This window comes from Exiguobacterium artemiae 255-15 (assembly GCF_000019905.1).
In the GTDB taxonomy this organism is placed as follows: domain Bacteria; phylum Bacillota; class Bacilli; order Exiguobacteriales; family Exiguobacteriaceae; genus Exiguobacterium_A; species Exiguobacterium_A artemiae.
On record NC_010556.1, the window covers coordinates 2516385 to 2528968 of the forward strand.

The window sequence follows — 12584 nt, forward strand, 5'->3', positions numbered from 1 at the left end:
AATTCTAACTAGGAGGATACGATCTTTGAACACGACACTATTCACGAAACCCTTGAAGATGCTGGTCAGCTTTATCCTGGTCCTCGGCATATTTGTTTCTTACAGCCCTTCACTCGAAGCTGCGACGACCAAAGCAACGACCTACCGTCTGTCTGCCGATACTTATCTGTATGACAAGACGACATCTTCACGGAAACGCTTGTTGACGATCAAGACCGGAACTATCGTTTCATCCACGTATGAGTCGTCTTCTGGCTATTTCAGAAGAGTAGCATACGGCGGAAAAACGGGATATGTCGCGTCAAAATATCTAACAGCATTTGATCAGAAAGAAACGATTAAAGGACAACGGTTCCTCGTTTCGAAAAAGACGCCCCTTTATACATCAGCGTCGGCGACAGCTCCTGTCATCGCTACTTTAAATGAACAGGATGCGTACTACAGTTCACAAAAAATCACGAATTCGGTTGGCGAAATCTTTTATCGTGTCAAATATGACGGCAAGACGGTTTATGCCCGTGCCTTAAACGCGACACCGATTGCCTACACGAAAATGTCGAAGACTGCTTTAAAAACGACAGACGGTTACATCCTCCGTCAATATGCCGGTACAGCCTATCCGCGGCAGATTGTCGTTCCAACAGGGACTTCCCTGCAAACAACCGGACGAATCGGTGACTGGTACAATGTCACTTATGCAGGCAAGTCAGGTTATATGCATAAAGGTGCATTCGCCGGCTCTTCTAAACAGGAAGTGACGACGATTCCGGAAACGACGTTCCAAACGAAATCGGCTCTTGTCCTGTACGATACGACGGACGGAACGAAACGTCCGCTCGTCACACTTCCAAAAGGAGCAATCGTTAAATCGACTGCAGTTTCGGGTCTCTACCATCGTGTCACGTATGACGGGAAAACAGGTTACGTTTTGACTGCTGCTTTGAAAGAGTACACGGCAAAGGTCAAGTTAGCCTCGTCACGCTTCCTGTTGTCGAACTCCGTTGAAATCAAAGCCACACCGGCTTCATCCGTCGCGACACTTGCCAGCCTGCAAACGGGAAACGTCTACTATACGACGCAACTCGTGACAAATCCACTTGGCGAGCAGTGGCATAAAGTCTCAAAAGACGGCAAAACCGGTTATGTCAAAGTCAATCAAGGAAAAACGATCAAGTACTATACGGTCCATGATCTTTCTCTAAAGACGACGACAGCAACGGCGTTGCACTCGTATGCCGGTCCTTCGTACGGTGTCATCAAAACGATTCCAAACGGGACCGTCGTCAAAATCCAAGGACAGATCGGCAACTGGTATAAAGTCTCTTATGACGGAAAATCAGGTTACGCAGCCGGTACGACCTTTACGGATTATGTGACGACACAACCGATTCCGGCGACCGATATCCAACTTGAAACGGATGTCGCGATGAAAGCAGCACCGAAAGCCAACGCTGCGACCGTCACGATGTTCAAGACAAAGGATATTTATCAAACGAATCAACTCGTCACGAATGGTTCGTCTAAATGGCATCGTGTCACAAAAGACGGTCAGACAGGATACATCCCGGTCGATCAAGGGAAACCTGTCGATTACAGTTCAGAGAACATGGCAATGAAAGCAACAGAAACGACTATACTGCGTACATATGCAGGAAATTCCTATGCGACTGTCGCAACCATCGCGACAAATACGAATGTTCAGGTCATCGGAAAAATTCAAGATTGGTATAAAGTATCGGCTAACGGGAAAACCGGTTATGTTGTTGCGGATACGATGACTGAATTGATTACGAAAAAAACACTGCCGGCTTCACGATTCGTCTTATCGAAGTCAGTCGACGTAAAGAAATCGCACCACTCGACAGCCGATACGTTGACGACACTCTCGGTAAATGACGTCTACTATACGACACAAGTCATCACGAACGGTCGTGCGGAACAGTGGCACCGGATGACGATTGATGGAAAAACCGGTTACGTCCGCGTCAACCAAGGAACATCGATTGCCTACGAAGCCCTACCGGCAACAAAATACAAAACGTCAGCAGCAACACCGCTCCGGTCTTATGCCGGACCATCTTACGCTCCCGTCACGACGATTCCAAACAAAACGGTCATCACGGTGACAGGACGAATCGGCAACTGGGTGAAGATCACCTATGCCGGTAAGAGCGGTTATGCAGTAGCGTCTACTTTGACGGAGTTTTCGGAGACGACGACGATTGCGGAAGCCCGCTTCCTGCTCGACGCCCCGGTTGCTGTCAAAAGTGATGCGAAAGATACGGCCACAACCATCGCCAACTTAAACAAAGGGAATGTCTACACGACGAAAACGCTTGTGACGACATCCGCCAATGGTCAGTGGCATCAAGTCACGGTCAACGGAAAAACAGGTTATATCAAGCTTGGTCAGCCGACTTCACCGATCGCTTATGAGCCGATCGAAAAATCGTTTGTCCGGGCAACCGGAACGACTTCGCTCCGCTCTTATGTCGGGGATGCATATCAACTCGTCGCTTCCATTCCTGTGAATACGGTTTTACCGGTCACCGGAAAAATCGGCAGCTGGTATGAAGTTTCTTATGAAGGGAAGACGCTTTATGCGTATAACGGGACAATGGTCATGACATCAGCCAAGCTGAACGTCTATAATTCAGTCGCAACACCGTATACGTTTGACAGCTTCATCAGTGCCCAAATGAAACTGAATCCTCCCCCACAAACCGATTTGTATGCTTCAAAACTGATGTACGTCAGTGCTGACTACGTTCGCCTCGGCGGTGCCCTCGATCCGGTCAACGGAACGATTGCCACGGTCACGGCAACGACACCGCTGAACATCCGCTCCGGTGCGACGACGGCCAGTCACGTTTATGGTCAGTTCAAACCAAGCGTGATGATCAAGGTCTATCAAAACGTCAGCGGCTTCTACACGACGTATCCGCGCGTCTACACAACGACGACAAAGTATTCAACGATTTACTGGTTGAACGCACTCGAAGCCGATGTCCGGAATGCGGCGGATCCGCTCAAAGTTGATCGTCAATCGTCTGCCTATTACCAGTTCCTTGATTTATCCAAATCAACAGGTGCTTCAGCGGCGACGTTGAACAACATCCTCGCGACAAAAGGTATCTTCGGTAAATGTACGACAGGCAGTTGCGGTCAAGCTTTCATCGATGCCGGCGCGAAGTATTCGGTCAACGAAGCGTACCTGATCTCACATGCTTTACTCGAGACAGGGAACGGGACGTCGAAACTTGCGACAGGTGTCATCTGGAACGGACGAACAGTCTACAACATGTACGGAATCGGTGCGTATGACTACGATGCCATCAATACAGGTGCTGCGTATGCGTACAGCAAAGGATGGTTCACACCGGAAGCCGCCATCGTCGGTGGTGCGGAATTCATCAGTACGACATACATCCACAATGCTTACGACCAAAACACGCTCTACAAAATGCGTTGGAGTCCGATGCGTCCGGGTGTTCACCAGTACGCGACGGATATGGGCTGGGCGGTCAAACAAACAACCCAAATCTACAAGCTGTATGAACAGATGGACAGCTATACGGCCGTCTTTGATATTCCAGTCTTTACGCGTTAAGAACTACAAAAAAATCCAGACCTTGAATCCATCGATTCGTGGTCTGGATTTTTTTGTGTGCTTTGACCGCCACCATCTGACGGAAGACGTCTCCTGCATTTACGCGGAAGAGACACCCTGTCAGACTTGATCATCAGCGACGATTTGCAAATCAATGCCCCGGTTTTGGCGCATGATTTGATTGACGATCGAACCGCGCCGGATTTCCTGCCACCGGGTCCGTGCGGATTGACCGAGCACGATTTGTGTGATGCGATGATGTTTTGCGGCTGCCGTGATGGTTTCCGCAATCGAACGTTCCCCTTGAATCCGAATTAAGACTTCTGCGTCAAACAGGGCTCCACTTTCGCGTAACATCGCCAGTACTTCTTTTTGCGATGCCGTCAACTGGTTTTCCGGTTTGGGTAGAATCGTCAAAATGTAAAGATCGGCTTTCATCCGGCTCGCCATCCGAAATCCACGATAGATCAACTTTCGCGCATTTTCATTCAACTGGACACAGACTAAAATTCGTTCCTGTAATAAGGTCGGATCTTTTTCGATCAAGAGACGTGCTTGATACACTTGATCGTCGACTTCATCCGCGACCTGCCGGAGCGATAACTCCCGTAAGCTCGCTAAGTTTTGCAAGGAGAAAAAAGAATTTAAGCTCTGTTCAATCTTCTCTTTTTTATAGATTTTTCCGTGTTCCAATCGCTCACGCAAGGTTTGCGGCGTCACGTCCACGAGTAGAATCTCATCCGCCTCCCCGAGGAAGGGATCCGGAATCCGCTCCCGGACTTCGACCCCTGTCATTTCTTTCACCTTAAACAGCAGGCTTTCGAAATGCTGGATGTTGACGGCCGAATAGACATTGATGCCCGCTTCAAGCAGGACGGAGACATCCTGATATCGTTTTTTCCGAATCAATCCCGGCGCATTCGTATGTGCCAGTTCGTCTATCAACACGATGTCCGGTTTGCGGGCAATGATCGCTTCGACGTTCACTTCAAGAAACACTTTCTCTTTATAGTGGACTTCGAGTAACGGCACCTGTTCGAGCCCCCCGATCATCTCTGCCGTATCCCGACGGCCGTGCGTCTCGATCAAACCGATGACGACATCCTTGCCTTCCCGGACCAACGCATGGGCATCCGCCAGCATCTTATACGTCTTCCCGACACCGGGAGCCGAGCCGATATACAGCTTCAGCTTTCCGCGTGTCATGATGGACTCCGATCAAGTTTCAGATTCAACATCAAAACGTTCACATATTGATTATTCCCTGCTTCCTGATCGATTAATCGCTGAACAGCATCACGCGAGAGATTTCGTTCGGTTGCAATCCGTTTGACCTGTGCCCGCGCATAGTCGAGCGAGATGTGCGGATCGAAGCCAGAACCGGACGTCACGCGGGCATCGTCCGGAAGCGAAGCGCCGTCCACTTGATTCTGTTTCGCGAATTCCGCCATCTTCTTGCCAAGCTCAGGGTTCGAAGCGGCCAGGTTATCCCCAGCAGATGATCCCGCTAATTGATCGACTGCTGACGGACGTCCGTGGAAATATTGTTTTGACGTGAAAGGTTGCGCAATCAATTCCGATCCGATGAATTTTCCGTTTTCCTGCACCAGTGAACCGGCTGCTTTGTCCGGAACAAGTAATTGACCGAACAAGGTCAGCAAAGCGGGAAAAACAATCCCGCACAACGCAGTGACGAAGACCGTCACACGAATGGCCTGTTTCATGATTCTGTTCTCCTTATAGGATGCTTGCGAGCAAGACATCAATGATTTTAATGCCGATGAACGGGACGATGACGCCGCCAACACCGTAGATGAGTAAATTCCGGCCGAGCAGTTGATCCGCTGTCATCGGTTTATACGAGACACCTTTCATCGACAGCGGAATCAGCATCGGAATGATGATCGCGTTAAAGATCAGTGCCGACAGGATGGCCGTCGTCGGGGAATCGAGACGCATGATGTTCAGCAGTTCCATTTGCGGAATCGCGACCATGAAGATTGCCGGAATGATCGCAAAGTATTTCGCGACATCATTGGCAATCGAGAACGTCGTCAACGCACCGCGTGTCATCAGCAACTGTTTACCGATTTCAACGACTTCGATGATTTTCGTCGGATTGGAGTCGAGATCAATCATGTTGGCTGCTTCTTTTGCCGCCTGCGTTCCGCTGTTCATCGCAAGACCGACATCGGCCTGGGCAAGCGCCGGTGCATCGTTTGTTCCGTCGCCTGTCATCGCAACCAGGTGTCCGGCGTCCTGCTCACGTTTGATGACACGGATTTTATCTTCCGGCGTACATTCGGCGACGAAATCGTCGACTCCGGCTTCGCGGGCAATCGTTGCTGCCGTCAATGGATTGTCGCCGGTACACATGACCGTTTTGATTCCCATCTCCCGCAGGCGGTCAAACTGTTCCCGCATGCCGGGCTTAACCGTATCCTTCAGATAAATGACACCTAAGATTTCCGTATCGATGGCGACGACGAGTGGTGTCCCGCCGAGCCGTGAAATCTGATCGACTGTTTCCTGCAGATTGCTAGGAATCTCTCCCCCTTGGTCCGCGACCCACTGTTGAATCGCTTGTCCGGCTCCTTTTCGGACCCGGCGGCCGTCGGCTAAATCAAGACCCGACATCCGCGTTTCCGCCCGAAACGGAATGATTTCCGCCCCGTCCAACTGTTTTTGTTCAATCGGCATGTTTCGCAGTTCAGCCAGTTCCAGAACCGAACGGCCTTCCGGTGTCTCATCTGCGAGTGACGAGAGTGTCGCACCGGAAAAGACAGTTTCCGTCGTCGCAGCACCGACCGGCAGAATGTCGGACGCCATCCGGTTCCCGAATGTAATCGTACCCGTCTTATCAAGAATGATCGTTTGAATGTCTCCCGCTGCTTCGACCGCTTTCCCGCTCATCGCAATGACGTTAAAGCGGGTCACGCGGTCCATCCCGGCAATCCCGATCGCCGATAACAATCCGCCGATCGTCGTCGGAATCAGACAGACCAGCAAGGCGATCAGAATCGGACCGGACAAATCAAAGCCTAAATAATTCGTAAAGACAGGTAGTGTCATGACGACGAGTAAAAAGATTAGTGTCAAGCTTGTCAGTAACGTCGACAGCGCCAATTCGTTTGGTGTTTTTTGCCGGCTTGCTCCTTCGACGAGCGCAATCATCTGGTCGAGGAACGATTCACCCGGGTTACTCGTAATCCGGACTTCAATTTCGTCACTGACGACTAACGTGCCGCCGATGACAGATGAGAAGTCACCCCCGGCTTCCTTGATGACCGGTGCTGATTCTCCGGTGATCGCCGACTCATCAATCGAAGCGAGACCTTTAATGATTTCGCCGTCCCCCGGTACATATTCACCGGTCCGGACGAAAACGACGTCACCCTTCCGCAGTGTCGCCGAGGAGACAGTCTCGATCATCTGCCCGACCCGTTTGCGCGCCATGACATCCGCTTTTGAGGCTTTTAAAGAATCTGCCTGGGCTTTCCCGCGTCCTTCGGCGATTGATTCGGCGAAATTCGCGAACAGAACGGTCAGGAACAGGATGATGCTGACGGCTAAGTTAAAACCACGCATCTCGTCGATGAAAATCGTATAACCGATTGCCAGCAGACAACCGATCCAGACGACGAACATGATCGGTTGTTTGACCATATGCGCCGGATTTAATTTTTTAAAGGCATCCAGTGTCGCTTGTTTTGCAATTGACGGATTAACGGCTGATGTTGACGCTTTTTCCGGAACGTTCGGTTCCTGCCCAGTAGGTTGATCTTTGATTGGTTCCATCATCTTTCATTATCTCCTGTTCACATCGTCAGCCAATCCGCGATAGGTCCAAGTACAAGCACTGGCAGGAATGTCAATGCACCGACGAGTACGACCGTACCGAGGAAAACTGTACCGAATAGTGGGGTATCTGTTTTAAACGAAAATTCATCTTGCGGAACAGCTGGTTTTGCTTTCAGTGATCCTGCAATCGCCAGCATCAGAATCAACGGAATGTAACGACCAAAGAATAAGGCAAATGAAGTCGAGACATTCCAGTAGACATTCGCGTCACCGAGCCCTTCAAAACCGGAACCATTGTTGGCGGTAGCCGAAGTGAACTCATACAAGACTTGTGACAGACCATGGTAGCCGGGATTTGAAATCGCTCCGACACCCGGTGCCACGTACATTGAAACTGCTGTTCCGACGAGAATGAGGAACGGTGGAACGAGTAAGGTAATCGCCATCAGCTTGACTTCAAACGTCTCGAGCTTTTTGCCGAGGAAGGTCGGTGTCCGGCCGATCAGCAATCCGGTCAGGAAGACGGCGACAAACGCATACAACAACACGTTCAGGAAACCGGCTCCTGTTCCGCCGTAGACGACGTTCAGCATCATGTTGCCCAGCTGAATCAGCCCGGCAAGCGGATGAAGCGAATCATGCATCGCATTGACAGCACCGGTTTCAGCCGCTGTCGTAATCGAGCTGTATAAGATCGTCCCGATTTGACCAAACCGGAGTTCCTGACCATGTGCGGTCGGATTTGCGAGGAGACTGCCGGCCATGCCGAACGTCATCATGATAAACAGGAGCGTCATCACGCCGAGGAACAGACGGCCCTGCTTCGCTGAACCGATCATTTTTCCGTAAGCGACCGGAAGTGACATCGGAATCAGCAGCATCAAAAACATCTGAATGAAGTTAACGTACTGGTTCGGGTTCTCAAACGGATGTGCTCCGTTCGCTCCGAAGAATCCGGCGCCGTTGTTCCCAAGCTGTTTGATGACTTCAAACGCCGCGATCGGTCCACGGTAAATCAGTTGCTTTGCTCCTTCGAGTGTCGTCACGGTCACCGTTCCGCCAAACGTCTGCGGAACGCCGAGTAAAATCAGCAACAATCCAAACAGGAAGGACACCGGAATTAAGATCCGGAGAATAAAACGAACGAAATCCGCATAAAAATTTCCAAGCGGCTGATTCGCCAGTCCGCGGATAACGGCGATACAGACCGTGAAGGCCATCGTCGGTGCGACGAACAACATCGTACCGAGGACAAATGTCTGGGACAGATACGATAACGCTTCACCAGAGTAGTGCTGTTGATCGGTATTCGTCATGAAGCTGATCGTCGTATGCAGAGCAGTCGACCAATCCAGATTGACGGCTCCATTCGGATTCAGCGGCAAACTCCCTTGAAAACGCAGTAACAGGTATCCTCCGACAAAAAACAGCAAGTTGACGAGTAACAGACTTTTCGAATACCCGACCCACGACTGGTCTTGTTTTCGTTCATCGACACCGAGCAGCAACAACAAACGCCGCTCCAGCTTACCAATCCAGTCAGTCTTTCGAATACCTACAGGTGCAAAGACCGTTCCGATGTACCGCCCAAGCAAAACGGCCGCTCCGAGTGCGATGACCAGTAAAATCCAAAATTGAAGTAAAAATTGAGTCCACATGATTTGTTTCTCCTATGCGATTAGAATTTTTCCGGATAAATTAAACAATAGCTCAGATAAAAAAAGACGAGACAACCGACTGCCAACAAAAACCATGTCATTTCCGGTCACCTGCCCGCCATTGAATCCGTTCAATCAGACCGATCATCAAAAACGAGCTTCCGAAAAAGAAGACGAATAAAAGAATGCTCCAAATATCCCCCATGTTGAAATTACCTCCATATTATTCAATATTTTTACAATTAAACACGACAAAAAGACGATGCGAGGCAGTAACGGCCCCAGCATCGCCTTAAAAAATGGTAGCACTGAATAAGAGTCGTTCCCTCCTAAAACGCCTGCGAGGTTAGCTGTCGGATTCGGGCATACCTAGGATTTTGCCCTACTTCTCTTGTCTGAGAAGATTCACCCCGTGTCACGTGTCGTGACGGTTGGGTCCCCCGCTTCAATCATGAACTCGGCGTACTTTGAGATCGAAGCATTAACATGTTAGTGTTCGTTGATGAGATGGATATTACTCCGATTATTTGACGTTGTAAATAGAATTTCTAAAAAAAATATAGTCAGACTTTTTGATGACTTATTTTATAAAAATAGTGTTTTTTAGCCTATGCTATAGAAGAAAAAAAACCGCAGAAACCGATTCCTTCAGCAGGAAATCGGACTGCGGTTTTTTTGAATCAACACCGGTTATGATTGCTCATTCAGTTTGGCCTGGACCGTCAAAGGAGCTAGCATCGTCACCCACAGGGCGACCACTCCAGAAACAAGAATCACAATATCACGTTCGAATCCGAGGGTCAGCAGTGTCACAACACTTGCGACCAAGACGAGACAAAGCGTCGCGATCATGACAAAACGCGATTGTTTCAACATCTTTCTCATGTGGCATCTCTCCTTTCCTTCCAAAGTCTTTTGTATTTTATCAAATATCGGCACGATTCAGGGTGACTGACACCGGATTGTGAAGGGATTGTCATCTTGATAACCGTCATTCAGGCGAAAGCCGGAGGCATTTGCTACACTGGGATTAAGACCATAAGGGGGAATTCAGATATGTTACAGGAGCAGACATTTCAACGGATCGACGGTACGGAAGCGACGTTAAAAGATTATCCGGGACAAGCTTGGCTGATCGTCAATACAGCGAGTAAATGCGGCTTGACACCCCAGTTTGAAGGACTGGAACAACTTCATCAGGACTACCGGAAACAAGGACTCGTCGTCCTCGGTTTCCCCTGTAACCAGTTCGCCGGACAGGATCCGGGAACAGACGAAGAAATCCAGAGTTTTTGCCAAATGAACTACGGCGTGACGTTCCCTGTCTTCTCAAAAATCGAAGTCAACGGGAAAGGGACACATCCGTTGTTCGCAGAACTTAAAGCACTTGCCCCGAACACGACGGGCGAGCAGGACGTCGAATGGAACTTCACGAAATTTTTAGTGACGCGTGACGGGGAAGTCACACGATTCGCACCAAAAACTAATCCGACAGATCTTGTCGCAGCTATCGAACGGATTGTCGTTCCGGTTTAAGATCGATTCGTACGAAGCACATCTTTCCATCAAACAGACAAAAGGGGGAGCGGATTTAACGTCCGTTCCCCCGTTTTTTCTATTTTCTTATTGCTGATCCAACGTAACTCAAGGTGTTCCCGGATCCAAATGCCCTTTAATCATTTCTTCCGCCAATACTTTTACATCTTCGACATCTCGCATTTCCGTAAACGGATGTCCCCAGACATCCAGCCATTCGATTTCTTCAATCGGCTGGGTCCGGAAACGTTTGCCGGTCGGCTCAAATGATCCGGCAGCCGTTGATTCGAAGGCGGCGTACTTCAGCAACCACGGTTTATCAAGCAACAGTTTTGTCGTCTGCTTCGGATTTTTGAACATGACATCGCCGACCAGGACAACAGGATCAAATCGTTCATGAAGCGGATGCGTGTATTGAACGGACACAATCAGAGCATGATTCAACACTTTTTCATTTTGACGTGTGTAAGACCGGGTCAAAAAATGCGGGACAAGCGATTCGGCGCTGTCCTTCGTCTGATGAATACTGATGCCGTGTTCTGTCTGGACGACATCCGGTAAAGTCGGTTCGTATCCCCGGTTGGCGAGTTGTTGATCGAGCTCCTTGAATAATAATAAGGTATGTTCGACGAGTGCACGGACTTGTCGAAATGACAGTTGAATCGACTGATTGATCATGAGGTTGACCTGCCTTCCAATTGATAGAGTAATATAGTTTCTTTTACCCTAAGCCCTATCCGTTCATACCTGTTCCTTTCAACTATTCACCTGATTTTAAAAGAATTCACCTGTCTCGCACTGCCGGCAACCTTCGGACGATTTGTTCAGCACGCCGCGTTAAACGTTGTTTCGTCACGAACGGATCAAGCGTCTTTTCTTCATCCGGATCATGAATCACTTCGCAAATCCATGCCTGTTCCATCCTTTCCGTCACTTCACCCGCAAGGACGATACAAGGAACGTCCGCCTGATCCGCTAATGCCATGACCTTTGCCGGGAGCTTCCCCATTGCAGTCTGACGATCGACCCGTCCTTCCCCCGCCCAGACATAATCGGCTCGTTCCATCCGTTCCCTCGCATTAATCATCGGCAAGATAAAGTCTGCCCCCGATTCGATTGAAGCACCAAGCGCGTATGCCGCTCCGCCGAGACCACCGGCCGCCCCTGCTCCTTTGATTTGATTGATATGCAGCCGGTGTCCGATTTCCTTTAACCGTCCATCCAGTAAAATAATTTCCGATGCAGTCAATCCTTTTTGCGGTCCGAAGACGGACGCGGCTCCCAGTTCACCGGCATATGGAGCCGTGACGTCTGCCAAGACATGTAAGGGAACGGACATGGCTGGAAGACGGAGGTATTTCGTTTCCATCAACGGGTTTGTTTGCCACGAAATCGGTGCCCCGGTTTCTGTCATTAAGTCAGCCCCCAGCTCTGCCAAGAAACCAAGTCCGCCATCGGTCGTCGCCGTACCGCCCAAAGCCAAAAATACGTCAGATACACCCGTCGTCAACACCTGCCGGACGAGACGACCGACGCCCCGTGTATGCACCGAAAAGGCCTCATCTTCCGGTCGTTTCAAGTGAAGTCCGCAGACGCTTGCCGCCTCGATGACGGCAATCCGGTCTTTTTGCGCATAGGCCACGTCAATCGGACGACCGGCTAAATCGATTGTTGCAGCCCAGATTTTTTCAAAGCCGTTGGCAAATAACGTATCAATCGTGCCCTCTCCGCCGTCTGCGACCGGACTCCAGTCAATCGTCGCGTCAGGATCGGCATGCCGGATGCCCCGTTCAATGGCACGCGCTGCATCTTCCGAGCCGATACAGCCTTTAAAGCTGTCGATACAGATGAAATGATGCATCTTGATTGCCTCCCCTGACTTGTCTTTAATTTGACCATCCAAAAAAAAAGAAAATATGATATGATAATTGTCATGCACACGACACGTTCTGTTTGTTTTCGCCGTCGAAAACAAACGA

General features: G+C 49.8%; 10 protein-coding genes and 1 riboswitch. Of the genes, 2 read left to right on the forward strand and 8 right to left on the reverse strand.

The features are described 5' to 3' along the window. Positions 1-25 precede the first annotated feature (25 nt). A complete protein-coding gene (locus EXIG_RS12965) occupies positions 26-3610 on the forward strand; it encodes an SH3 domain-containing protein (protein ID WP_012371412.1) in 3585 nt (1194 codons plus the stop codon). A gap of 120 nt (positions 3611-3730) precedes the next feature. Here EXIG_RS12965 and EXIG_RS12970 read toward each other — a convergent pair whose 3' ends face one another. The 6 genes from EXIG_RS12970 to EXIG_RS12990 all read right to left on the reverse strand — a co-directional run bounded on the left by EXIG_RS12970 (position 3731) and on the right by EXIG_RS12990 (position 9954). Next, complete coding sequence (locus tag EXIG_RS12970) at positions 3731-4816, reverse strand: universal stress protein (protein ID WP_012371413.1); 1086 nt, start codon at positions 4814-4816, stop codon at positions 3731-3733. Next, positions 4813-5334: a potassium-transporting ATPase subunit C gene (locus EXIG_RS12975; RefSeq protein WP_012371414.1), complete on the reverse strand. Its 522-nt coding sequence runs from the start codon at positions 5332-5334 to the stop codon at positions 4813-4815. Before EXIG_RS12975 ends, EXIG_RS12970 begins: the two co-directional genes overlap by 4 nt. A gap of 13 nt (positions 5335-5347) precedes the next feature. Further along, positions 5348-7411 carry a potassium-transporting ATPase subunit KdpB gene (gene kdpB, locus EXIG_RS12980; RefSeq protein ID WP_012371415.1) on the reverse strand — a complete coding sequence of 688 codons (2064 nt, stop codon included), beginning with the start codon at positions 7409-7411 and terminating at the stop codon, positions 5348-5350. 17 nt (positions 7412-7428) lie between these two features. Further along, the gene (kdpA, locus tag EXIG_RS12985; protein ID WP_012371416.1) at positions 7429-9069 is read right to left on the reverse strand and encodes a potassium-transporting ATPase subunit KdpA; all 1641 of its coding nucleotides are present in this window, start codon (positions 9067-9069) and stop codon (positions 7429-7431) included. A 20-nt stretch (positions 9070-9089) separates the two neighbouring features. Further along, positions 9090-9170, reverse strand: coding sequence for a potassium-transporting ATPase subunit F (locus EXIG_RS16245; RefSeq protein WP_081432758.1), 81 nt, complete (start codon positions 9168-9170; stop codon positions 9090-9092). Between the two features lie 219 nt (positions 9171-9389). Further along, positions 9390-9542: riboswitch (cyclic di-AMP (ydaO/yuaA leader) on the reverse strand. A 217-nt stretch (positions 9543-9759) separates the two neighbouring features. Next, positions 9760-9954, reverse strand: coding sequence for a hypothetical protein (locus tag EXIG_RS12990; protein ID WP_012371418.1), 195 nt, complete (start codon positions 9952-9954; stop codon positions 9760-9762). Positions 9955-10125: 171 nt separating this feature from the next. Between EXIG_RS12990 and EXIG_RS12995 the strand changes: the two genes are divergently transcribed. After that, positions 10126-10605, forward strand: coding sequence for a glutathione peroxidase (locus EXIG_RS12995; protein WP_012371419.1), 480 nt, complete (start codon positions 10126-10128; stop codon positions 10603-10605). Positions 10606-10713: 108 nt separating this feature from the next. Here the strand turns inward: EXIG_RS12995 and EXIG_RS13000 are convergent, their stop codons facing one another. Together EXIG_RS13000 and EXIG_RS13005 are read right to left on the reverse strand one after the other, a co-directional pair. Continuing rightward, on the reverse strand, positions 10714-11283 hold the full coding sequence (locus EXIG_RS13000; RefSeq protein ID WP_012371420.1) for a hypothetical protein: 570 nt from the start codon (positions 11281-11283) through the stop codon (positions 10714-10716). 106 nt (positions 11284-11389) lie between these two features. Further along, positions 11390-12466, reverse strand: coding sequence for a glycerate kinase family protein (locus EXIG_RS13005; RefSeq protein ID WP_012371421.1), 1077 nt, complete (start codon positions 12464-12466; stop codon positions 11390-11392). Positions 12467-12584 lie beyond the last annotated feature (118 nt).